Source organism: Streptomyces sp. NPDC047971, from assembly GCF_040653355.1.
Taxonomy (GTDB): domain Bacteria; phylum Actinomycetota; class Actinomycetes; order Streptomycetales; family Streptomycetaceae; genus Streptomyces.
Window position 1 is genome coordinate 101,027 of sequence record NZ_JBEZNW010000008.1, and the last position, 22,760, is coordinate 123,786.

General features: G+C 73.0%; 21 protein-coding genes. 4 read left to right on the forward strand and 17 right to left on the reverse strand.

Annotation, left to right across the window (positions count from 1 at the left end):
• Positions 1 to 19: 19 nt before the first annotated feature.
• The 10 genes from AB0D99_RS10895 to AB0D99_RS10940 form a co-directional block, all read right to left on the reverse strand.
• Positions 20 to 667: an MBL fold metallo-hydrolase gene (locus AB0D99_RS10895; RefSeq protein WP_362358873.1), complete on the reverse strand. Its 648-nt coding sequence runs from the start codon at positions 665 to 667 to the stop codon at positions 20 to 22.
• A 26-nt stretch (positions 668 to 693) separates the two neighbouring features.
• On the reverse strand, positions 694 to 1,962 hold the full coding sequence (locus AB0D99_RS10900) for an alpha/beta fold hydrolase (RefSeq protein WP_362358875.1): 1,269 nt from the start codon (positions 1,960 to 1,962) through the stop codon (positions 694 to 696).
• A 112-nt stretch (positions 1,963 to 2,074) separates the two neighbouring features.
• Entirely contained in the window at positions 2,075 to 5,464 is a 3,390-nt protein-coding gene (locus tag AB0D99_RS10905; protein WP_362358877.1) for a S8 family serine peptidase, read from the reverse strand.
• Between the two features lie 302 nt (positions 5,465 to 5,766).
• Positions 5,767 to 6,783, reverse strand: a complete 1,017-nt coding sequence (locus AB0D99_RS10910; RefSeq protein ID WP_362358879.1) for a helix-turn-helix domain-containing protein — start codon at positions 6,781 to 6,783, stop codon at positions 5,767 to 5,769.
• A 158-nt stretch (positions 6,784 to 6,941) separates the two neighbouring features.
• Positions 6,942 to 7,517, reverse strand: a complete 576-nt coding sequence (locus AB0D99_RS10915) for a hypothetical protein (protein WP_362358881.1) — start codon at positions 7,515 to 7,517, stop codon at positions 6,942 to 6,944.
• The gene (locus tag AB0D99_RS10920; RefSeq protein WP_362358883.1) at positions 7,514 to 8,689 is read right to left on the reverse strand and encodes an ROK family glucokinase; all 1,176 of its coding nucleotides are present in this window, start codon (positions 8,687 to 8,689) and stop codon (positions 7,514 to 7,516) included. The genes AB0D99_RS10915 and AB0D99_RS10920 overlap by 4 nt, the downstream gene beginning before the upstream one ends.
• 57 nt (positions 8,690 to 8,746) lie before the next feature.
• Complete coding sequence (locus tag AB0D99_RS10925; RefSeq protein WP_362358885.1) at positions 8,747 to 9,544, reverse strand: ATP-binding cassette domain-containing protein; 798 nt, start codon at positions 9,542 to 9,544, stop codon at positions 8,747 to 8,749.
• Complete coding sequence (locus AB0D99_RS10930) at positions 9,541 to 10,590, reverse strand: ABC transporter permease (protein ID WP_362358887.1); 1,050 nt, start codon at positions 10,588 to 10,590, stop codon at positions 9,541 to 9,543. The genes AB0D99_RS10925 and AB0D99_RS10930 overlap by 4 nt, the downstream gene beginning before the upstream one ends.
• Positions 10,587 to 11,606 carry a sugar ABC transporter substrate-binding protein gene (locus AB0D99_RS10935; RefSeq protein ID WP_362358889.1) on the reverse strand — a complete coding sequence of 340 codons (1,020 nt, stop codon included), beginning with the start codon at positions 11,604 to 11,606 and terminating at the stop codon, positions 10,587 to 10,589. The genes AB0D99_RS10930 and AB0D99_RS10935 overlap by 4 nt, the downstream gene beginning before the upstream one ends.
• 88 nt (positions 11,607 to 11,694) lie before the next feature.
• The gene (locus AB0D99_RS10940; RefSeq protein ID WP_362359101.1) at positions 11,695 to 12,414 is read right to left on the reverse strand and encodes a GntR family transcriptional regulator; all 720 of its coding nucleotides are present in this window, start codon (positions 12,412 to 12,414) and stop codon (positions 11,695 to 11,697) included.
• A 140-nt stretch (positions 12,415 to 12,554) separates the two neighbouring features.
• Between AB0D99_RS10940 and AB0D99_RS10945 the strand changes: the two genes are divergently transcribed.
• Positions 12,555 to 13,559, forward strand: a complete 1,005-nt coding sequence (locus AB0D99_RS10945) for a Gfo/Idh/MocA family oxidoreductase (RefSeq protein ID WP_362358891.1) — start codon at positions 12,555 to 12,557, stop codon at positions 13,557 to 13,559.
• Positions 13,560 to 13,650: 91 nt separating this feature from the next.
• Here the strand turns inward: AB0D99_RS10945 and AB0D99_RS10950 are convergent, their stop codons facing one another.
• The 6 genes from AB0D99_RS10950 to AB0D99_RS10975 form a co-directional block, all read right to left on the reverse strand.
• A complete protein-coding gene (locus AB0D99_RS10950; RefSeq protein ID WP_362358893.1) occupies positions 13,651 to 14,079 on the reverse strand; it encodes a PaaI family thioesterase in 429 nt (142 codons plus the stop codon).
• Positions 14,080 to 14,083: 4 nt separating this feature from the next.
• Entirely contained in the window at positions 14,084 to 15,262 is a 1,179-nt protein-coding gene (locus tag AB0D99_RS10955) for a cytochrome P450 (RefSeq protein WP_362358895.1), read from the reverse strand.
• 110 nt (positions 15,263 to 15,372) lie between these two features.
• Positions 15,373 to 17,190: a hypothetical protein gene (locus AB0D99_RS10960; protein ID WP_362358897.1), complete on the reverse strand. Its 1,818-nt coding sequence runs from the start codon at positions 17,188 to 17,190 to the stop codon at positions 15,373 to 15,375.
• Complete coding sequence (locus AB0D99_RS10965) at positions 17,187 to 18,248, reverse strand: MoxR family ATPase (RefSeq protein ID WP_362358899.1); 1,062 nt, start codon at positions 18,246 to 18,248, stop codon at positions 17,187 to 17,189. Before AB0D99_RS10965 ends, AB0D99_RS10960 begins: the two co-directional genes overlap by 4 nt.
• 97 nt (positions 18,249 to 18,345) lie before the next feature.
• Positions 18,346 to 19,026, reverse strand: coding sequence for a response regulator transcription factor (locus tag AB0D99_RS10970; protein WP_362358901.1), 681 nt, complete (start codon positions 19,024 to 19,026; stop codon positions 18,346 to 18,348).
• On the reverse strand, positions 19,023 to 20,240 hold the full coding sequence (locus tag AB0D99_RS10975; protein ID WP_362358903.1) for a histidine kinase: 1,218 nt from the start codon (positions 20,238 to 20,240) through the stop codon (positions 19,023 to 19,025). The genes AB0D99_RS10970 and AB0D99_RS10975 overlap by 4 nt, the downstream gene beginning before the upstream one ends.
• A gap of 146 nt (positions 20,241 to 20,386) precedes the next feature.
• On the opposite strand from AB0D99_RS10975, the gene AB0D99_RS10980 reads away from it, so the two are divergent.
• From AB0D99_RS10980 to AB0D99_RS10990, 3 genes are all read left to right on the forward strand, one after another.
• The gene (locus AB0D99_RS10980) at positions 20,387 to 20,605 is read left to right on the forward strand and encodes a hypothetical protein (RefSeq protein ID WP_362358905.1); all 219 of its coding nucleotides are present in this window, start codon (positions 20,387 to 20,389) and stop codon (positions 20,603 to 20,605) included.
• A 106-nt stretch (positions 20,606 to 20,711) separates the two neighbouring features.
• Positions 20,712 to 21,404, forward strand: coding sequence for a hypothetical protein (locus tag AB0D99_RS10985; RefSeq protein ID WP_362358907.1), 693 nt, complete (start codon positions 20,712 to 20,714; stop codon positions 21,402 to 21,404).
• A gap of 91 nt (positions 21,405 to 21,495) precedes the next feature.
• Positions 21,496 to 22,332 (forward strand): hypothetical protein, encoded by an 837-nt coding sequence (locus AB0D99_RS10990; RefSeq protein WP_362358909.1) that lies wholly within the window; start codon positions 21,496 to 21,498, stop codon positions 22,330 to 22,332.
• A 52-nt stretch (positions 22,333 to 22,384) separates the two neighbouring features.
• Here AB0D99_RS10990 and AB0D99_RS10995 read toward each other — a convergent pair whose 3' ends face one another.
• Positions 22,385 to 22,750: a hypothetical protein gene (locus tag AB0D99_RS10995; RefSeq protein WP_362358911.1), complete on the reverse strand. Its 366-nt coding sequence runs from the start codon at positions 22,748 to 22,750 to the stop codon at positions 22,385 to 22,387.
• Positions 22,751 to 22,760: the final 10 nt, after the last annotated feature.

Below are 22,760 nucleotides of genomic sequence, written 5' to 3' on the forward strand. Positions count from 1 at the left end.
GGCCTCGCGGGCCGGTGGATCACAGCTCGGTGGAGTCGCCCGGGGTCAGCCGGCCGTGGTCCGTGCCGCCGAGGGCACCGATCTGCCGGTCGTAGATGGGCCGGGCGAGATCGGTGAGCAGGGCGTCGTGGACGTCGATGGCCCGGCGCGGCTTGACCTCGCGTACGTAGTCGATGACCTCGGAGATCTTGTTCCAGGGCGCCATCACCGGCAGCATCAGCGTGTCCACCGGGTGGTCGGGGACGGTGAGCGCGTCGCCCGGGTGGAAGACGGAGCCGTCCACGAGGAAGCCGACATTGGTGATCCGGGGGATGTCCGGGTGGATCACCGCGTGCAGCTCCCCGTGGACCTGGACGTCGAAGCCGGCGGCGGTGAAGGTGTCACCGTGGCCGACGGTGTGGACGCGGCCGGGGAAGGCGGCCGAGAGCTTCTCCGCGACGCTGCGCAGGGTCCAGATCTCGGCCGCCGGGTTGGACGCGAGACCGGCCCGCAGCCGGTTCTCGTCGAAGTGGTCGGCATGCTCGTGGGTGACGAGCAGGACGTCGGCGCCGAGAGCGGAGTCCTCCTCGCTGAAGCCGCCCGGGTCGATGACGAGGGTCCGTCCGTCCTTCTCCAGACGGACACAGGCGTGCGACTTCTTCGTCAGCTTCACGGGACTCCCCCTCACGACGGGCCGGACCGGGCCCCGTCAGCCTACGCCTGAGGGGTGGTCTCCTCCTTGATCACCCGTCCCACGACGCGCAGGGCGCGCTCGGCCGCCGGCAGCCCGCAGTAGACCGCCGTCTGCAGCACGACCTCCCTGATCTCGTCGGGGGTCAGACCGTTGCGCAGGGCGGCCCTGGTGTGGTCGCCGAGCGCGTCGTGGTGGCCGCCGGCGATCAGCGCGGTGAGCGTCACGCAACTGCGGGTGCGGCGGTCCAGTCCCTCCCGGCTCCACACCTCGCCCCAGGCGTAGCGGGTGACGAGGGCCTGCAGGTCCGCGCCGAACTCGTCGTCCAGCGCCTGGTCCACGTGCGCGTCGCCGAGGATCTCCCGGCGCAGTTTGAGGCCCTGGTCGTACGGATCGGGCCGGGCCGCCCCGGTGTCTCCGTCCGCCGGCTCGGCGGGCGCGATCGCGGCGACGGGCACGACCGGCGCGGACACGGGCGCCGTCCCCGGGGCGGGCAGGGCGCTCTGTGTGTCGTGCACGATCCCGGCGAAGTGGCCGATGAGCAGCTCGGTGACGGCGGCGGGCTGCTCGACCGGAGCGAGGTGCGAGGCGCCGGGGACGACGGCGAGCCGGGCGTCGGCGATCCCGGCGACCAGGGTGCGGGCCTCGGCGGGGCCGGTGACCTGGTCCTCGGAACCGACGAGGACGAGGGCGGGGACGCCGACGCTGCCGAGGGCTTCCCGGACGTCGAAGACGGCGAGCGCCTCGCAGGCGCCGATGTAGCAGCCGGGGTCGGTGGTGCGGACCATCTGCACGGCCCATTCGACGATCGCGGGCTGCGCGGCGCGGAAGGCGGGGGTGAACCACTGCTCGGGGGCGGTGCGGGCCATCGGTTCGAGGCCGTTGGTACGGACGATCACACCGCGCTGGCGGAACTCGTCGGCGCTGCCGAACCGGGGCGAGGCGGCGATCAGGGCGAGCGAGGCCACCCGGTGGGGCGCCCGGAGGGCGAGGTCGAGGCCGACCGCGCCGCCGATGGAGCAGCCGGCGTAGCCGAAGCGCTGGATGCCCAGCTCGTCGAGGGTGGCGAGCAGCCGGTCGCCGAGCTCCGCGACGGAGGTGAAGGGCAGGGCGGGGGCCCCGCCGTGCCCGGGCAGGTCGAAACGGACGACGCGCCACTGGCGGGTGAGCTCGGGTATCTGTCGGTCCCACATGTGCCAGGTGGTGCCGAGAGAGGGGCCGATCACCAGGACGGGGGCGTCGTCGGGACCGTCGAGGCGGTATTGCAGGGTGTTCGTCGGTGTCTCACTCACGTCCTGCACGCTCTCACACCCCCCGCCATCTCACGGAAGGGGGTCGGCGGGGAACGGAGCGTGTCCGGCCGGGCGGGCCCCCGTCGGGGCGCCGCGCGGCCGGACACCGGCGTCACCGCACGTCGTACGCGCGGGTGATCGTCTGGGTCACCCCGTTCCCGTTGGCGTCGGTGAAGGCGGCCTTGGTCATGACCTGCTTCCCCGCGGCGCCGGTGTGGTCGAGGACCGCCGTCCATGCGCCGCCCTGCCGCCGGGTCGGCGCCTGGGTCCACGTGGCGCCGCCGTCGTAGGAGTAGGAGAGCGAGGCCGACGTGATCGCGCCCGGCGTGTAGCCGGCGTGTCCTTCGACCGACAGGCCGACCGTGATGCCGCCGCGCGCGGGCAGGGTGTTCAGCCCGTCCACCGGCAGGTCGTACGCCGGGGCGAGGATCGGCAGACCGCGCGAGGGGACATCCGGCTCCCGGTGGGAGCGGAAGCTCCAGCTGGTGGTGACGGCCGTGGAGCGGAGCCAGTTCCGGTCCGCGGAGGGGATCTTCTCCAGGACCTGGGTGAGCTCGTACGCGGAGTCCTCGTCCGGCACCTGGAACACGCCGTACGGATCGATGCGGGTGCCGATCTGCTTGCCGTCGCGCTTCAGCACCAGCCGGCCGAGGTCGCCGAACGACCCGCCGTAGGACCAGTGGTCGCCGGAGCCGTCGAGCCAGAGCGCGTTCTGGAAACCGATCAGGTCCCCCTGCCGCTCGGCGCTCAGCATCAGCTCGCCGTCGGCGTCGCGGGGCGCGGCCGGCCGCAGGGCGCCCCCGTACCATTCCTCGGCGCCGCGCTGTCCCGCCCGGTAGGTGCGGTCCTGGTCCCCCATGAACGCGGCGAAGGGGAAGCTGGTCATCGCGCCGTGGTACCAGGCGTCGTCACCGGTCGAGTAGTAGGCGGTGCGGGTGACGGGTACGTGGATCGCGCCGAACGGGCTGACGGGGACGAGGCCGTGGTCGCCGCCGGAGGGCCGGACGAACAGCGCGTCGAGGTAGTCGCCCTCCCGGCCCATGGCCCTCCAGGTCTCGGTGATGTGGGCCAGCGAGGAGTCCTTGGGCCGGTAGAGCTGCTCGGAGCGCAGCGGCCCCCGGACCGGGTACGACAGGTTGTAGACGTAGGGCGAGCCGCCCTCGGAGCCGGTGGCGCGCCAGGTCGACCGGAATTCGAAGGTGCCGCTCCCTGCCCGTCCGTCGATGTTCGCGTAGAGGTCCGGGACGGTGTCGGCCGTGACGACCGACCCGGCCGCCAGCCAGGTGTCGTCCCAGGTGCGGGTGTAGCTGAGGGTGGCGTCGTCCAGGGATGCCGGGCGGCCGGTCCGCAGGCTCAGCCGGTGGGCCTCGCGGGCGTCGAGGACGACGGTGGTGTCACGGGTGATCCGGAACTGCGGCCGCGCGAGGTAGCTGATGGACGTGGGCGCGTCGTCGGCGTCGTAGGAGGTGACGAAGCTGCTCAGGGCGTAGTCGCCCGGGCGCACGCTGAACGTCTGGTCCGTCGCGCCGGAGTTGATGCGGCGTTCGCCCTTGTCGATGTCCAGCTTGACGAGGTCCAGGGAGGAGGAGCCGGTGGCGGGCCTGCCGTCGCGGTCGACGAGCTTGACCCGGAGCGTCACGGTCTCGGGCTGGACATGGAGGGTGAAGGGCACGGAGACGTGGACGCCGCCGCCTTCGGCCAGGATCCGGCCGGTGATCGCGCCGTACTGGGAGTCCTTCAGACGGGCGGTGGGGTCGATCCTCAGCGGTACCTGGACGGTGGCCCCGGCGGGGATCCGCACCTTGCTCTGCCCCGGCTCGGCGATGCCGGAGCGGACCTCGCTGCCGTCGTTGCCGTGCACCCCGGCGACCTTCAGGCTCAGGGTGAGGTCGCTTCGTCCGGTGTTGGTGAAGGGCACCGGCACGGTGGTGCGGTCCGAGGCGTCCTGCGGCCAGTGGTAGCTGCCGGCCTGGACGGCGGGCGCGGAGAGCACCTTCTGGTTCACGGCGCCGAACACGTCGAGTACGCCGGCGCCGGTCTGGTCGGCGCCCGCGACCGTCCCGCCGGTGCGGGCGGAGGAGACCAGGGCGGCCTTGATCTGCTGGGCGGTCCAGTCCGGGTGGGCCTGGCGGACGACGGCCGCGGCGCCCGCGACATGCGGAGTGGCCATGGAGGTGCCGGACATGGCCCGGTAGGCGTAGACGCCGCGCCCGCCCGCGCTCGCCGCGGAGACGGCGACGCCGGGGGCGGCCAGCTCGGGCTTGAGGGTGTGGGTGACGGCCACCGGACCACGGCTGGAGAACGGCGCGGTGGTGTCGTCGCGGTCCACGGCGCCGACCGTCAGCACGCCGGGCACGCACCCGGGCGAGGAGACGGTCTCGGTACCGGGACCGGAGTTGCCCGCGGCGACGACGAACAGCGTGTGGCTGTCCTGCGAGAGCTGCTTCGTGGCCTGGGCCACGGGGTCGGTGCAGTCCCGGATCCCGGAGCTGCCCAGGCTCATGGAGACGACGTCGGCCCGCTGGTCGACGGCCCACTGCATCCCCGCGATGACCCAGGAGTCCTGGCCGGAGCCGTAGTCGTCGAGCACCTTGCCGATGAGCAGGGAGGCGGCGGGGGCGACTCCCTTCATCCGGCCTCCGCTCGCCGCTCCCGAACCGCCGACCGTGGAGGCGGTGTGGGTTCCGTGCCCCACCCGGTCGTCGGTGGTCGTGGAGCCGGTGAAGTTCTCCGAGGCGGTGACCCGGTCCGCCAGGTCGGGGTGCCCGGCGTCCACGCCGGTGTCGAGGACGGCGACCTTGGTGCCCTTGCCGTCGTAGCCGGCCGCCCATGCCTCGGGCGCGTGGACCTGGGCGGTGGACCGGTCGAGGGTGGCCTCGACCTTGCCGTCGAGCCACAGCTTCTTGAGGGTCGAGGCGGAACGCGAGCGGGGATCGGTGACGTCCTGCCAGAAGGTGGCGGCGGAGTCCTTGCCGGTCGTGAGCGCGACGCCGTCCACCGCCGGGAGGACCGGCCCGCGCCGGGCCCCGCGAGGGGCCGCGGGAGCGCTGTCGGCGACGTTCACGGTGGGCCGGTAGGTGGCGATCAGCGGCAGCGAGTCGGTGTGGTCGTCGTCGTAGCCCTGGCGGATGAGGCCCGTGACGTTGAACAGCTGCTCGTCGACCCGGTCCTCGGCGATCGCCCGGGTGGCGCCCTCCGGATAGACGTAGAGGTCCGTGCCGGTCTGCCGGGTCTGGACCGTCGGCCGGCTGCCGTCCGCGCGGGGCAGGACGGCGGCGGAGCTGCGTCCCGACGTGTCCGTGGTCACCAGCACCTTGTCGCCGGTGACGAGGGTGACCGACGTCTGTCGGCCGCCCGCCGTGTCGGCGGCGCTGCCGACGATGGGCCTCTTCCCCGAGGCGGCGTCAGGAGGTGCCGGTGCCGCCCCCGACGGCGTGACCGCGGTGGCGGCCAGGACGACGGCGGTCGCCGCGCCCGAGGCGATACGCGTTATGGAGCGCATGAATCTCCCCACTCGAAACCGTGAACATCCCGTGCTGCAGCGGCAGCCTGGCAGACACGGGGATCACTCAGGGGCGCCACGGGTGGCGGGTCTCCCGCATGTCGGCTTCCCGTCACACGAGGGCTCCATGGGCTCGCCGGAGCCGGACGGAGCCCGGAACGGCGCGGCGCGCCGGGCCGGTTGGGCGGGGCGGGCCGGGCCGGCCGGGTGGGCTCAGCGGGCCGGGTGGGCGAGCTGGGGTGGGGTTGGGGTTGGGCGGGGCCGGGTGGGCGGGGCTGAGCCGGGCTGCGCTGGGGAGGGCGTCAGAGCCAGCCCGCACGGGCGGCGTGCCAGCCGAGCTGCAGGCGCGAATCCGCCCCGGCGAGATCCATGAGCCGGCGGGTCCGTCGCTCCACGGTGCGTATGGAGACGCCGAGTTGGGAGGCCGTCCGGCGGTCGGAGAACCCTGCCAGCAGCAGGGCGAGGACCTCCAGCTCGCCCTCGGTGGGCCGCTCCTCGGCGGTCGACTCCGCGCACAGCCCGGTCGTGGTCGCGTACAGCGGCCGGGCCTGGGCCCATTCCTTCTCGAAGAGGTGGACCAGGGCGGCCAGCAGACCGCTGCGGTGCACCACGATGGCGCTCGGCTCACCACCGGAGTCCGCGGTGTCCAGGGGCACCATGGCCCGCTCGCGGTCCGACACGACCATCTTCAGCGGAAGCGACTCGACCAGGCGGATCTCCAGGCCCGCCGACATGCCCGCTCGCACGTCCCTCGCCATCTCGGGGCCGTCGAGGTAGTCCTTGGCGGCCACCACCCGGAAGTCGACCCCTCGGTCGAGCGCCGAGCTCTCGGCCATGTCGGTGTCCTCCCGCGGCACCGCGATGGGCTCTCCGACGAGGAAGACGAGCAACTCCCGCTGAGCGCCGCGCTGCAGCTGGTGGAACCGGTGCGCGACCTGCTCCACGCCGACGACCACCTCCACGACGTTCGCGGCGGGGTGGGCGGCGGTGCTGCGGTACTGCTCGGTGAGCATCGAGAACGCGGTCTCGGCGCGGTGCAGCGCGTCACGCTGTTCGACGAGGAACGGCGCCAGGGCGACGGAGGGCGGCGTCAGCCGGTACCGGGCGGGCCGGCGGTCGGCGCCGTCGGGTGCCCCGCCGTCGGCCTCGGACGCGACGGCGACCAGGCCGCGTGCCGCCAGCTCGTGCAGGACGCGGGTCGTCTCGGCCCGCTCCAGCCCGGTCTCCCGGGCGATGTCCCCGGCCGAGGCCGTCGGCCGGGCCAGCAGCGCGGTGTAGACGGCCTCCTCGGCCAGGCCCAGTCCCAGTGCCTGCAGCATCCAGCTCCCCTCGGGCGGCCGCCGGCTCCGGCCCTGGCGCGGCTCGGGCGGGTTCGTCGCAGCCGGACCCTATCCCACCGCCGGACGGTCGCCCTCGGCCGGTGCGCCGAGGCCCCTCCGTCGTCCTGCCCGGCCCCGTGCGGACTCCGCCGGGCCCGTCACGGCGTGGTGGTGGACACCACGAACACCTTCGGTGCGGCGGGGTCGGTGAGGTCGACGGTGATGTCCTGGCTGGGCCTCGGCTTGTCCTTGCGGACGGTGGTGCCGGACCAGCTCCGGTCCGTCGTGAAGTCCCAGCCGACGATGGCGGCGTCGCGGTCGCCGATGGAGATCTCTCCGGGGACCAGCTCGGAGCGGCTGGAGCCGACGTCGTTCAGGAAGGTGTCGAGCCGGCCGGCGTTCGTCGTGAACTGGACGTACAGCCGGCTGGTCTTCCAGTTGCTGGTCTCGAAGTAGGCGACCCCGGTGCTGCCGGCGGGGATCGGCACCTCGAACACGCGGCGCTTCATCTGCGAGGGCCAGTTGTCGACCAGCCCGGTGGCCGAGGACTCGCGTTCCTTGTCGCGGCCGCTGTCGCGGCTCTGCCCGGCGGAGATCACGAGATAGCCGGCGGGGATGCCCACGAGCAGGACGATGATGATCGCCGTCAGGATGCGGCGGCGGATCATGTGACGCCTGTCCTCCGGCAGCTTGGTCTCCTGCTCGGGCGAGGTGGTCGGGGAGGGAACGGTCATGAGTCCGGGTCCTGGGTGGTGCGGGAGGTACGGCCTTCGGCGCCGCCGCGCAGTACCTGGGCGTAGCGCTCGTATCGCTCGTGACGCTCGACGCGGCGGCGGTTGGCACGGCGGAAGCGGCGGGCCACGAGCCGGGCGAGGTCGGCGGCGCCGACCATGCCGGCCTCGGGACCGAGCTGGGCCTTGGCGATCCGGGCCTCGGGGCGGTAGCCGCGGCCCGTGAGGTGGCGCCGGAAGGCGTCCCTGGCGGGCGCGATGAGCAGGTCGTCGGCGGCGCTGACCCCTCCGCCGATGACGAAGCAGGACGGGTCGAGGGCGGCGGCGAGGTTGGCGATGCCGACGCCGAGCCACTGTCCGATGTCCTGGAGGAGCTCGACGCACATGGCGTCGCCCTCGCGGGCCAGCTCGGTGATCAGCGGGCCGGTGATCTCGGGGACGTGCCCCTTCACCCGCTCGATGATGCCGTACGCGACCGGGGAGTCGGCGGCGGCCAGTTCCCTGGCCTCGCGGACCAGCGCGTTGCCGGAGCTGTACTGCTCCCAGCAGCCGCGGTTGCCGCAGGGGCAGCGGTGCCCGCCGGGGACGACCTGCATGTGGCCGAACTCGCCGGCCACCCCGTACTTGCCGCGCTTGACCCGGCCGTCCTCCAGGATCGCCCCGCCGATGCCGGTCCCGAGGGTGATCATGACGAGGTGGTCCTCGCCCCGGCCCGCGCCGAAGCGCCACTCGGCCCAGGCGGCGGTGTTGGCGTCGTTGTCGACCATGACGGGGACGGCCAGCCGGGACTGGAGGGAGTCGCGCAGCGGCTCGTTGCGCCACGCGAGGTGCGGGGCGAAGAGGACGGTGGCGCGGTCGGCGTCGACCCAGCCGGCCGCGCCGATCCCGACGGCGTGCACGTCGTGCCGGTCGGAGAGGTCCAGGACCAGCTCGACGATGGTGTCCTCGACGACCTTGGGGCTCTTGGACTTGTCGGGGGTCTCGGTGCGGACCTTCTCCAGGATGGTGCCGTCCGCGTCGACGACTCCGGCCATGACCTTCGTGCCGCCGATGTCGATGCCCACGGTGGGCACCCGGGGCGCGGTCAGGTGGGAGCGCCGCTCCCGGGTGCCGACGGTCCGCAGCGCGGCGCCCCGGGAGGCCCCGCGCTGGGTCAGATCGCGGTAGGTACTCATCGGCTCGATTCTGCCAGGTGCGGTGTCGGGCGGCCGTTCACGACCGCCGCGCGGCGGCTACGGGGGTGTCGGGCGCTCCAGCTCGTGCCGGAGGTCCTCCAGCTCGCTGCCGCCCGCCATCTGCCGGGTCAACTCGTCCAGGGAGACCGAGTCCTTGGTGTGGCTGCCCGCCATGACACCCCGCTTGAGCAGGACGAACCGGTCGCCGACGAGGTAGGCGTGGTGCGGGTTGTGCGTGATGAGAACCACTCCGAGGCCCTGGTCACGGGCGGCGGCCACATACTTCAGGACCACTCCGGACTGCTTGACGCCGAGGGCGGCGGTCGGCTCGTCGAGGACGAGCACCTTGGCGCCGAAGTGGACGGCCCGGGCGATGGCCACGCACTGGCGCTCGCCGCCGGAGAGGGTGCCGATGGGCTGGTCGACGTCGCGCAGGTCGATGCCCATGCGGAGCAGCTCCGCACGGGTCGTCTCGCGCATCAGCTCGACGTCCAGGCGCCTGAAGGGACCCTTGCCCTTCGTGGGCTCCGAGCCGAGGAAGAAGTTCCGCCAGACCGGCATCAGGGGGACGACGGCCAGGTCCTGGTAGACGGTGGCGATGCCGAGGTCCAGGGCCTCGCGCGGGCTGGCGAGGGAGACCTCCTCGCCCTCGATGCGGAAGCCGCCTCCGTCGTGCCGGTGCAGCCCCGCGATGATCTTGATGAGGGTGGACTTGCCGGCTCCGTTGTCGCCGAGGACACAGGTGATCTCGCCCGCGTGGACCTCCAGGGAGACCCCTTCGAGGGCCCGGATGTTGCCGTAGTACTTGCTGACGTCGTCGAGCTCGACGAGCGCGGTGGACTCGGGGGTGGTCATGCGGTTGCCTCCACGCGCCTGCGGATCCAGGCGTTCAGCAGGGTCGCCAGCAGGAGCATCGCTCCCAGGAAGAACTTGAACCAGTCCGGGTTCCACTCCGCGTACACGATGCCCTTGCTGGTCATGCCGAAGATGAACGCGCCGACCGCCGAGCCGATGGCGGAGCCGTAGCCGCCGGTGATCAGGCAGCCGCCGATGACGGCCGCGATGATGTAGATCAGCTCGTTCCCGACGCCCTCTCCGGACTGGACGACGTCGAAGGAGAAGAGCAGGTGCTGGCCGGAGATCCAGGCGCAGAAGGCCACGCCCATGTAGAGGCCGATCTTGGTCCTGGAGACCGGGACGCCGACCGCGCGGGCGGCGTCCGCGCCGCCGCCGACGGCGAAGATCCAGTTGCCGAAGCGGGTGCGCAGCAGGATCCAGGTGGCGAGTGCGACCAGGCCGATCCACCACAGGATGGTGACCTTGAGTTCGACGCCGCCGATGGTCAGCTGCGAGGCGAAGAGCTTTCCGGCGGAGGGGAAGCCCTCCATGTCGGCGATCGACTTGGTGGAGACCGTGCCGCTGATCAGCTTGGTGAAGCCGAGGTTGAGGCCGGTCAGCATCAGGAACGTGCCGAGGGTGATGATGAAGCTCGGCAGCCTGGTGCGGGTCAGCATGAAGCCGTTGAAGAAGCCGATGGCGAGGGTGACGAGCAGCGAGACGCCCACGCCGACCCAGACGTTGGCCGTCATCTGGTAGCTGAACATCGACGAGACCAGCGCCGAGGTGGTGACCATCACGCCGGCGGAGAGGTCGAACTCCCCGCCGATCATCAGCAGCGCGACGGGCACCGCCATGATGCCGAGGGTGGAGGCCGCGTAGAGGACCGTGCCGAGGCTGGAGGCGCGCAGGAAGCTGTCGGCGACCAGCGAGAAGAAGACGAACACGGCGGCCGCGCCGACCACCGAGCCGAGCTCGGGGCGGGCCAGCAGCTTCTTCAGGGGGGTGGTGCGCAGCAGCCGCTCGTCGACGTGGTCGAGGTCCGGCGGTGCGGTCGCGCTCATCGGGTGCCCCGCTCCGTGTAGCCCTTCAGCGCCTCGGCGTCGTCCTTGGTGATGATCTGGGGGCCGGTCAGGACCGGCTTGCCGCCGCCGAGGACGTCGGCGTTGTACTTGTACAGCCAGAGCAGGTCGACGGCCTCGTAGCCCTGGAGGTAGGGCTGCTGGTCCACGGCGAAGCCGAGGGTGCCGGCGGAGAGCGCGGTGGCCACCTTGGCGTTCAGGTCGAAGGTGTCGACCTCCGCCCGGGAGCCCGCCGTCCGCTTCGCCTGGACGGCGGCGTCGGCGAAGGGCGCGCCGAGGGTGACGACGGCGTCGATGGCGGGGTCGGACTGCAGCTTGGCCTCGATGGACGCCTGGACGTCGGGCATGTTGGTGCCGTCGACGTACAGGTTCTGAAGATCGCCGTCGAAGGTCTTCTTCGCGCCCGCGCAGCGCTGCTCGTGGCCGACGTTGCCCTGCTCGTGCAGGACGCACAGGGCCTTCTTCTTCCCCCGCTCGTCGAGCTGGTCGCCGACGGCCTCGCCCGCGACGGTCTCGTCCTGGCCGATGTGGGTGAGCGCGCCGTAGGCCTTGGACTGCTCGGAGCCGGAGTTCACCGTGATCACCGGGATGCCGGCCTTGACCGCCTTCTCGACGGCGGTCTTCATCGCGTCGGGCTTCGCGAGGGTGACGATGAGCCCGTCGACGCCCTTGGCGATGTAGGAGTCGATGAGCTGGGCCTGCTGCTGCGCCTCGTCGCTGTGGGCGTAGAGGAAGTTGATGTTGTCCTTGGCGGCCGCCTGCTCGGCGCCGTTCTGGACGATGTCCCAGAAGGTGTCGCCGTCGCCCGAGTGGGTCACCATCGCGAAGGTCCACCGGGGGGTGTTCACCGCCGCCTTCCCCTGGGCGGCGGCCGCCTTGCGGGCGTCCTCCGCGCGCTTCCCGCCGGTGCTGCTGCACCCTGCGAGTGCGGCGGTGAGTGCCACCGCGAGCACGGCGCCGACCGCGGCGCGTACCCCTCCTGTCCGAAGCCTGGTCACGAGGCCGTGCCCTCCTTTGTGTCCTTCTGCGTGCATTGCAGTATCGGTCATGGGGGTCGCGCGCTTCCTCGCGGGGCTGAATGAGGGGTTATGGACGCACCAGGAGCTGGAATTCGAAGGTGTACCGCGAGGCCCGGTAGAGGTGGGATCCGAACTCGACGGCACGACCGGTGTCGTCCAGGGTGGTGCGCTCCATCGTGAGCAGCGGGGCTCCTTCCCGCTCGGCGAGCAGTTCCGCCTCGGCCGCCGTGGCGGCCCGGGCGCCGACGGTCTGGCGGGCGCTGTGCAGAGTGATGCCGGCGCCGCGCATCAGGCGGTAGAGGCCGGTGGTCTCCAGTCGCCCCGGGTCCAGGTCGAGCAGTCCGGCCGGCAGGTGGTTGCGCAGGTACGCCATCGGCTCGTCGTGCGCGGATCGCAGCCGCTCCACGTAGCGCACGTCGCTGCCCTCCGGTACGCCGAGGGCGGCGGCGACCCGGGCGGTGGCGGGTTCGACGCGGTCGGCCAGGACGCGGGTGGCGGGGCGCAGGCCGGCCGCCTCCAGGTCGTCGTAGAGGCTGCTCAGCTCCGGCGGGCGCCTGACCTGGCTGTGCACGACCTGGGTGCCGACGCCGCGCCGACGGACCAGGAGGCCCTTGTCGACGAGCGACTGGATGGCCTGGCGGACGGTGGGCCGGGAGAGGCCGAGACGGGTGGCGAGGTCGATCTCGTTGCCGAGCAGGCTGCCGGGGGTCAGGACCCCGTTCTCGATCGCCGCCTCCAGCTGCCGGGCGAGCTGGTAGTAGAGCGGGACCGGGCTGGTGCGGTCCACGGAGAGGGGTGGCAGCGGGGCGGACGACGGCTTGGACACGGACGGGAGCGTAGCCCGAGGGGCAGATGACAGGAAGTGGTGAAGTCCGATTGTCCTGACAAATCCTTGACAGGGTCCCGGTGCGGCACCACCTTGGGGCCATGCGTATCGGACTGATCGGAACGGGTCGTATCGGGGCCTTCCACGCGGGCGTGCTCACGCGCCATCCGGAGGTCGAGTCGCTGGTGGTGACGGACGCGGACGCGGACCGTGCGGCGCGGGTGGGCGGGGCGCTCGGCGCGGAGGTGGCGCCGGACGTCGACGCCCTCCTGGCCCGCCACGCGCTCGACGCCGTCGTCATCGCCTCCGCCACCGCCGCCCACGCCGAGCTGATCGCCCGCGCGGCGGGCGCCGGGCTCCCGGCGTTCTGCGAGAAGCCCATCGCCCTGGACGTGCCGGGCACGCTCGGCGCGCTGCGGGCGGTCGAGTCGGCGGGTACGGAGCTGCAGCTCGGCTTCATGCGCCGCTTCGACGCCGGGTACGCGGCGGCCCGGGAGGCCGTGCGGTCCGGGCGGCTCGGCCGGCTGCACACCGTACGGGCGGCGACCTCCGACCCCGCCCCGCCGCCCGCCGCGTACCTGCCGCTCTCCGGCGGTCTGTTCCGGGACTGTCTGGTGCACGACTTCGACATGCTGCGCTGGGTGACCGGGCGGGAGGTCGTTGAGGTGTACGCGACCGGCTCGGACGCGGGTCCCGCGATGTTCCGGGAGGCGGGCGACGTGGACACGGCGGCGGCGGCGCTCACCCTCGACGACGGCACGCTCGCCACGGCGACGGCGACCCGGTGCAACGGCGCCGGTTACGACGTGCGCATGGAGCTGGCGGGCGAGCGGGACCAGATCGCCGTCGGCCTGGACGACCGGACCCCGCTCACCTCGGTGGAGCCGGCGGGACCGCCCGCCCCCGTCAAGCCCTGGCCGGGCTTCCTGGAGCGGTTCGCCCCGGCGTACGAGGCCGAGCTGGACGCCTTCGTACGCCTGGTGCGGGGCGAGGCCGCCAACCCCTGCGACGGCCGCGAGGCCCTGGAGGCGCTGCGGATCGCGGAGGGCTGCGAGCGCTCACGGCGCGAACGGCGCCCGGTCGCGCTCGCCGAGATCCCGTCGTAGGGAGGGTGTCGCCGTCCGGCCGCGGGCGTCGCGAGCCGGGCGCGGGACCTTCCGGGCACGACCGGGGGCGAGATCCGGGCGCGGCGCACCCTCAGCCGCTCGCGGAGAGCACCGTCCCCTGAGCCACCGCGCACAGGGTCTCCTCGCCCTCGTCGTCCAGCGTCAGCAGGTCGCACCGGACCACCGCCTGCCGTCGTCCCGCGTGGACCACGCTCGCGCGGGCGACGAGCGTGCGGCCGCGCGCGGGGCGGACGTACTGGATGGAGAACCCCGCGGTGAGGACGGCCGCGCCCAGCGCGGTGCCCGCGGCGAAGGTGAGCGCGTTGTCGGCGGCGTACGAGAGCACGCCGCCGTGCGCGAAGCCGTTCTGCTGCCGGAGCTCCTCCCGGAGGTCCACCTCCAGGGTGGCCGCGCCGTCGCCGAAGGCCGTGATCCGGGCGCCGACGAGCCGGCTGAACGGCTGGGCGTCCAGGACCTTCCGGGCGAGATCGAGATCGAGGTCGCGCGAGGGATCGGTCATCGGGTCACCACCGGACGGGAAGGCGGCGCACGCCGCGGACGAGGAGGCCGGGCATCCACTCCCAGGGAGGGCCCTCCGGGTCGAGTTCGAGCCGCGGGAAACGCTCCAGGAGCGTCCGGATCGCGATGGTGCCCTCAAGGCGGGCGAGCGGGGCGCCGAGGCAGTAGTGGATGCCGTGCCCGAAGGCCAGATGGCCTCGCGGTTCGCGATGGATGTCGAAGCGGTCCGGTTCCGGGAAGCGCCGGGGGTCGCGGTCGGCGGCCGCGAGGGAGACGAAGACGGCCGAGCGGGCGGGGATGTCGGTACCGCCGATGGTGGTCGCCTCCGCGGCGATCCGGAAGGTGGTGGTCTCCACCGGCCCGTCGTAGCGCAGCCCTTCCTCGATCACCCCGTCGAGCAGCCCGAAGTCCGCTCGGAGCGCGGCGAGTTGGTCGGGGTGGGCGAACAGCGCCCGCATCGTGTTGGAGATCAGGCCGACGGTGGTCTCGTGACCGGCGATGAGCAACAGGTAGCACATCGCCCGCAGTTCGGGCAGGGAGAGCCGGTCGCCGTCCTCGGCGCGGGTGGCGATCAGCGCGGAGAGCAGGTCGTCCTCGGGGCCGGAGGCCCGCTTGTCCTCGATGAGTGCGTCGAGATAGGCGCCGAAGCCCTCGACGACCTCCCGCGCGGGCGTTCCGTCGGCCGGTGCGACCAGCTCGTTCGACCAGCGCCGGAAGGATTCCCGGTCGGCCGCGGGAACACCGAGGAGTTCGCAGATGACGGTCATGGGCAGCGGGAACGCGAAGGAGTCCACGAGATCGGCGCGGCCGGCCGGGGCCATGGCGTCGACGAGTTCGTCGGCGAGCTCCTGGACGCGGGGGCGCAGGGCCTCCACCCGCCGGCCGGTGAACTCCCGCGCGACGAGCTTGCGCAGCCGGGCGTGGTCCGGCGGGTCGACGGCGAGCAGGTTGGGGCCGATCACCTCCTCGTCGACCGGAACGACGCCGATGACGGACGGCGACTTCACCAGGCGGGGATCGGTGAGAGCCGCCCGCCCCTCCTCGTGGCCGACGACGAGCCAGAACTCCCAGCCGTCGGGCATGCGGATGTGGTGGACGGGACCGCTCTCACGGAGCTTCGCGTAGTAGGGATACGGATTCGCGGTGAAGTCCGCGCCCCACTCCCCCAGTTCGATGACGGACATCGCTCCACCCTAGGTCGTTTCCCCTCGGATCACGCCGCGAGCCCGGCAAGATCGGGAAGAAGGCGCCGGGGGAGGCCGGCCGTCCGTGTCGGCGGCCGGGCGCTCGCCGGTCACGCCAGTCGGAAGACCGGCCCCCTGGGGGTGAAGGGGAGGGAGGCCCCCTCGGGGATCAGGAAGGCGTGTTCGCGCCGGATGCGCAGGGTGTCGCACCAGCCGTCGGTGATCACCAGCAGCGGCGCCTCGGGCGGGAAGTCCTCGGCCCGCTGGAGCAGGTCGATGCCGGGCTGGAGTTCGGTGCCGCCACGGCCGCGGACCCGGACCCGCCCCGCGATCTCGGCCGGCGGCACGAAGCCCGCGTCGTACGGCGCCGCGTCGCAGAAGACGACGCGCGCGGCCGGTACGTCGCGGGCCTCGGCGTACGAGGCGATCGCGCCCAGGGCCTTGCCGAGCAGCGCCGTGTTCATCGAGCCGGAGGTGTCGAGGACGACGCCGAAGGTGCAGCGGGCGGTCTCCTCGGGCGGGAAGTACCGGCCCGCGCGCGGGATGTCCGGGGTGGATGCCTGGCGGCGCGCCGGGCGTGCGTAGGACCGCACGGCCTCCGGCCTCGGCACGTACTCGTCGAACCAGCGGGCGAGCCGGGCGTCCCAGGGCACCGGCGGGTGGGCGAGGGCCCGGATCTCCTGGACGAGCCCGGCGGGCAGCGTGCCGCGCCCGCCGCGCAGGTGCAGGTCGAATCCCTGGACGAGGCCGCGCCGGTAGAACTCGTCGAGATCCGTGTACGGGCGCCCCGCGCCGTGGGCGAGGGGCTCGCCCAGGATGTCCCCCGCGCCCCTGCCGCGCAGGGTGGCCAGGCGCCGCATCCGGCGCAGATCGCCGGCGATCCGGTCGTACACCTCCTCGACGGAGAGGCCGCGCAGGGCCGGGTCGTGCAGCAGCCCCTCGGGCATGGTGCCGATCCGCATCTCCACCAGCCAGTCGTTGACCACGTAGTCGGCGGCGACGTTGTGCAGGTACGGGTCGCGGGGGCCGCGGCGCTCGCCGTGGCGCAGGGCGGCATGGAGCATCTCGTGGGCCAGGATGAACCGCCAGGCGTCGTCGTCGAAGGTCCGCAGCGGGTTGATGTAGATCTCCCCGGCGGTGGCGCTGACGGCGGCGATGGCGATGTCCTGGGCGCGGGCCAGTTCGGCGTCGGCGACGACGGTCAGGCCGGCGGCGAGCCCGCCGAGCAGCGGGTACGAGGAGACGAACCAGTTCAGGGCCCGGTCCCAGGGGCGCTGGGCGACGCGTTCGCCGGTGGTCCGGTCACGACGGCCGCCGGCCACGTCCATGGCGGCGGAGACACTGCGGGTCAGGGCGCCGGCGAAGGCGGTCTGCCAGTCGGGGACGCCGGTGCCCCACCGCTTCCAGGGGACGAGGATCTGGTCCGGGCCGCGGCCGGCGGTGCCGCAGTGCTCGTACGCGGCCGGAATGCCGTCGCGGCGCCAGCGGGCGGCGAGCTCGTCCTCGTCGCCACCGGGGTACTGGGCGGGCAGGTGGTCGGGGGCGCGGCCCACGGGGAAGGTCAGCAGGAAGCGGTTGACGACCGTGCAGCGGGCGGCGAGGTCGAAGCGGTCCGGCTGGGGCCGGTCCTCGTCCTTGGCGGCCGGGACGTGGCCGAAGCCGAGGTGGAGGAGGGCGTGGGCGATCGACCAGGCCCATTCGCCCGGTTCGGCCCGTCGGGTGGGATGGGCGTGGACGGCGCCGTTGGAGGTGACGGTGACCAGCCCCTCGGCCGGGAACCGCGGGCATCCTGCCTCGCGGCACAGCTTGGCGTCGAGGGCGGCGAGGGCCGGGTTCCGCTTGACCAGGGCGAGGCCCTCGGCGAAGGCGAGGGTGGCCGGGTCGGATGTGGCGGCCCGCTGCGGCCCTCCCCTCCCGCTCCGGCTCACCGGCGGGCCTCGACCAGCCGGGGCATGTCGCGGGCGGCCTCGATGAGGAACCAACCCGGCAGCACGGGAAGGCCGTCGGCGTCGTCGGCGATGACGGTCTGGGCCACCTCGACGGAGATCTCGGCGAGCTGGACGAGCAGCGACTTGAAGCGGTGGGTGTCCTGTCGCAGGGCGGGTGAGACGTGCTCCTTCCGGGCCGGGAGCTCCTTGAGCAGGCGGCCCCGGAACGCCTCGGCGAGGTAGTAGAGGAGATCGCGGTCCTGGAGCCGGGCGGGCCAGGTGGCGTCGCCCTTGAGGATGGCCTCGATGCCGAAGGTGTGGCGGACGATCTTGACGTAGCCGCAGAAGGAGACGGCGTGCGCGGGGGTGAGGGTGCCGTGCGCGACCACCTTGAGCGTCTCTTCGTCCAGCTCCGCCCCGAAGGAGTGCAGGGCGTCGGAGAGCATGTGCCAGGAGCGCGGGGTGGAGAAGGGCTCCTCGGTCTTGGGCGGCTGCGACCAGAGGTGGTCGGGCCGGTCGGTGAGGTAGTCGGTGACCCACGGGTGGATCCCGTGCTCGCCCGCCCACACCAGCCAGTCCTGCGCGGACGCCTGGAGGTGCACGTGGGTGAGCCGGTTGACCAGGGCGGAGGCGATGGGCCGGGCCAGCGCGTTGTCCGTGGCGCGGTTGCCCGCGCCGATGACGAGGGAGCCCGCGGGAAGCTCGTAGGAGCCGATCCGGCGGTCGAGGATCAGCGAGTAGAAGGCCTTCTGGACGTCCGGGCTCGCGGCGTTGAGCTCGTCGAGGAAGAGGCAGTACGGCTCGTCGCGGGCGATGGCCTCGGGCGGGCAGAAGACGGACCTGCCGTCGCGGATCTGCGGTACGCCGATCAGGTCCTCGGGGGCGAGCTGGGTACCGAGGAGGCTGACGCACTCCAGGCCCAGCGAGTCGGCGAACTTCCGCACGAGCGAGGACTTCCCGATGCCGGGCGCCCCCCAGATGAAGACGGGCCGCACGGTGGCGAGGCCGAGGAGCAGTTCGGGGATGCGGGCGGGGGTGACGGTGACGGCGGCCTGCACAGGCGGTGATGTCCTTCGGGGCGGGGTGGTGTCGGTGCGCCCAGTCTCGTTTCTCGACGCGTCTCCCGGCATCCTGTTTTCACGGGCACGACACCCGCTACGCGCCGTCGTTGTCGTTGTCGTCGTCGAGGAGGCCGGCGTCGTGGACGAGGAGCGCGATCTGGACCCGGTTGTTGAGGCCGAGTTTGGCGAGAATCCGTGAGACATGGGTCTTGACGGTCGGCACGCTCATGTAAAGGGCGGCGGCGATCTCGGCGTTGGACTGCCCGCGGCCGACGGCGACGGCGACCTCGCGTTCCCGCTGGGCGAGTTCGGCGATCCGGCCCGCCGCGGTCGCGCTCCTCGGCTGCTCGGGCCGGCCGCTGACATGGCTCATGAGCTGGCGGGTGACGGCCGGGGAGAGCACGGGGTCGCCGGAGGCGACCCGGCGCACGGCGGCGACGATCTCGGCGGGCGGGGTGTCCTTGAGGACGAACCCCGCCGCGCCGGCGCGCAGGGCGCGCAGCACCTGCTCGTCGGCGTGGAAGGTGGTGAGGACGACGACCTCGGGGGCGTCGGGGTGGGCGCGCAGCAGTTCGGTCGCGGTCAGCCCGTCGACGTGCGGCATCCGGATGTCCATGAGGACGACGTCCGGGGCGACGCGGGCGACGAGTTCGGGGACGTCCCGGCCGTCGGCGCCCTCGCCGACGATCTCGATGTCGTCGGCGCCGCCGAGCATGAAGGTGAGGCCGGCGCGGACCAGGGGGTCGTCGTCGACGACGAGCAGACGGATGGTCATGAGGGCCACGGTAGCCAGGCATGCAGGGCGAACCCGCCGCCGGGGGCCGGGCCGTGGTCCAGGCGTCCGCCGGCGAGGGTGGCGCGCTCGGTGAGCCCGATGAGCCCCTGACCGGAGCCGGGGACGTGCGGGACGGGTCCGGTGGGGGCCGGGTTGTGGACGTCGACGGTCAGGCCGTCGCCGGGCCGGCCGCGCACGGTGAGGGTGACCTCGGTGCCGGGGGCGTGCTTGCGGGCGTTGGTGAGGCCCTCCTGCGCGATCCGGTAGACGGTGCGGCCGGTGGAGGCGGGGACCGCGTCCGGGTCGTCGATCGTGGTGTCGAGGACGACCTTGGTGCCGGCCTCGCGGGACTCGGCGACCAGCGCGTCGAGGGTGGCGAGCGTGGGCTGGGGACGGTCGCCCTCCCCGCCCTCCCCGGGGGCCCGCAGGACGCCGATGATCTGCCGCAGGTCCTGGAGCGCCTCGTGGGCGCTGTCCCTAATGACCCCGGCGGCACGGGCGACCTGCTCGGGCGGGGCGTCGGGCCGGAACTCCAGCGCACCCGCGTGCACGCTGAGGAGCGTGAGCCGGTGGGCGAGGACGTCGTGCATCTCGCGGGCGATGGCCTCGCGGGCGAGCCGCTGGGCCTGCTCGGCCCGCAGTTCGGCCTCGGCCTCGGCCCGCCGGGCACGTTCGCGCAGGGCCTCGACGAGCTGGCGCCGGGACCGTACGAGCATCCCCCAGGCGGTCACGAGGAGGACCAGGACGAAGCCGATGAGGATCCCGGGAACGGTCCCGGTGGAGGGGTCCGGGCGTACGAAGACCTGGGCGGTGGTGCCGGCGACGGAGAGGGCGCCGACCCAGGCGACCTGGCGGAAGGGGCGCCGGACGGCGAGGCTGAACAGGGCTGCGAGGAACGCGCCGCCGGCGAGGGGGGCGACGACGCTGACGAGGGCCAGCCCGACCGCCAGGGCCACGGGCCACCGGCGGCGCAGCCAGAGGGCGCAGCAGGCGGCGGCGCCGACGATCTGGTCGGCCAGGGCGACGGCTTCGCTGTTGAACTGTTCGGTGGCGTCGGCGGCGATCAGGCCGAAGAGGACGGCGAGGAGGAAGAGCGTGGTGTCGACGACCCAGTCGCGTACGGTGCGGCGCGGTCGCCGGCCCGCCGGGGCGTCGGCCGGAGGGTCGGCCATGGCCGAGGGAAGCAGCCAGGCGTAGCGGTCCGTACGTGTCATACGAACCAAAGTACGCACGTCAGGGGCGCGTGGGCGGGTGTGGACGGCCGATGGCTACCAAAGTCGCGCGGTACGAGACTTCGGTAGCACCCGCCGTGTCCCACCGGCCGACGCGGCGGTGCGGAGAGCGGCGCCAGGATCGGCGCATGAAGAGGATTCTGGAGTTCGTGGGCGGTGTGGTGCTGATCGGCGGCATCGCGGGGGTGCTGCGTGAGCTGACCGGCTGGTTCCCGTTCATGGGGTTCACCCGGTTCCTGACGGAGAACGTCTCGTTCCTCCAGGGCCGGGAGATCATCACCAACATCGCCATCGCGGTGCTCGGCTTCGCGATCGTCATGATCGCCGACACCAGGCGGCGCACCTGAGGCGTCCGCCGTTCCGGTCGGCCCGTTGACCCGGACGGATGCCGGGCGCTGCGCGACCGGGCGAGGTGTAGTGGGCTGGTGCCGACACCGACAGGGGGCTGCCGACGTGAGCCGAGAGCACGCCAACGATCCCCCGGCGGGGCCGCCGCGGCCGGACGACGTCGTCGGCGAGGCCCGCTGGCCGATGGCGACCGCCGTCGTGGCAGCCATGACGCTGACCCTGCTCCTGCCGGATGATCTGCGGCTGGCCCCCGTCTGGGTGCTCCCCAGCGTGGAGGGGCTCCTCCTGCTCGCGCTGATCGCGGGTGACCCCGGCCGGATCGACCGCCGCTCGACCGTCCTGCGCGCCGTGTCGATCGCTCTGGTCGGCGTCCTGGCGCTCGGCGCGGTCTGGTCGACCGTCCAGCTGACGGACGACATCATCCACGGCGGGAAGGAGACCGCCTCCGCGGCGAGTCTGCTGCAGACCGGCGGGACCGTGTGGGCGGGTACGGTCCTCGCCTTCGCCCTGCTGTACTTCGAACTCGACTGCGGTGGCGCGGCGGCCCGCGCCCACCACATGCCCTCGGCTCCCGCGCTCGCCTTCCCCCAGCAGCTCAGTCCCGAGCTGAGCGCCCCCGGCTGGCGCCCGCGCTTCGTCGACTACTTCTATCTCGGCCTCACCAACGCGACCGCCTTCAGTCCGACGGACGTCATGCCGCTGGCCCCCTGGGCCAAGATGACCATGGCGCTGCAGTCGCTCGTCTCCCTGCTCATCCTCGGCCTCGTCGTCGCCCGCGCCGTCAACGTGCTGACCTAGGGGTGTCCCGCGAGCCCCGCCCGGCCGACAGGACACCCCCTGACGTGCGCCCGGAAGGCGCCTTTTGTCGCCTGCGGGATACAGTCGGCTGGTGGGCAGAGCCGAGGAGCACGCCGAGGGCGCGGGACCGTTCACGACCCGGCTCACGTGGCGCCCCCGGGAGGGGGGCACCGCGGTCTGGGAGTCCCGCCTGGCACGGAAGCGAGCGCGGCTGACCGTACGGGCCGCGGGTGAGGCGGCGGCGCGCGCCCGGCGGGCGGACGCGGTGGCCGTCGCCCGTATGCGCCGGCTGAACGCCGTCGCCGCGGGGGCGTTCACGGTCGGCGGCACGCTGTTCGCCCTCGGGGCCGGGCTCGCGCAGTTCGGCCCCGGTGACGTGACGAGCGCCTGGATCTACTTCACCGGTGGCCTCTTCTTCAACACCGGCGGGTACGCCTCGCTCCTCCAGTGCGTCAACACGCCCCGCCGGGACGGCGAGGCGGGCAGGCTCACCGCGCGGCCCTGGTCGTGGTGGCGCTACGAACCGGCCCGGATCGACTGGCTGAGCGCCTTCCTGCTGTTCGCCGGCACGCTCGTCTTCGGTGTCAATCTGCTGAGTTCCCTGCTCCAGGGACTCTCGGTGCAGCAGCTGAACCGGCTCGTGTGGGCCCCCGACATGGTGGGGTGCACCCTCTTCCTGGTCTCGGGACACCTCGCCCTGGTGGAGGTCTGCCACGGCAGGCCACGGGTGCGCGCGCACGACCTCGCCTGGTGGATCGTCGCGATCAACCAGCTCGGGTCGGTCCTCTTCATGGTGTCGGCACTGGCCGCCTTCACCCGGCCCGCGACCGGCAGCCTGGTGAACGCCGACATCGCGAACTGGGGCACCCTCACGGGAGCCGTGTGCTTCGCCGTCGGCGGGATGCTGCAGTTCTCCGAACGCCCCTGACCCGGCCGGCTCCCCCGTGGTCGGCGGGGGACGGCCGGGCACCCGCCCGGGGTCAGGCGCTCGCCTCGTTGAGCCGGGTGACCTCGGCGAGATGCTCGGCCATGCGGTGGGAGACCGAACCGCTGGTGTAGAGGACGCTGCCGACGACGGCAGCGGGGACCGAGCCGCCGAGGACGGCGAGGAGTTCGGGCCAGTCCCGTTCGTTGACGCACCTGCTGTCGCTGTTGTGCAGGTTCTCGCTGCTCCAGCGGGAGACGCAGTCCCTGCTGTAGTTGCCCCCTTCGGCTTCGTACGGCGAGAAGATCAGGACGGCCAGCCAGATCCACATCAGTCCGGCGACGGCCAGCAGCCCGAGCCCCCAGCCCTGGGTGCGCCGTGCGCGGGCGCGGAACTCTATGTCGTACGAGAGTGAACGCATGGCGTCAGAA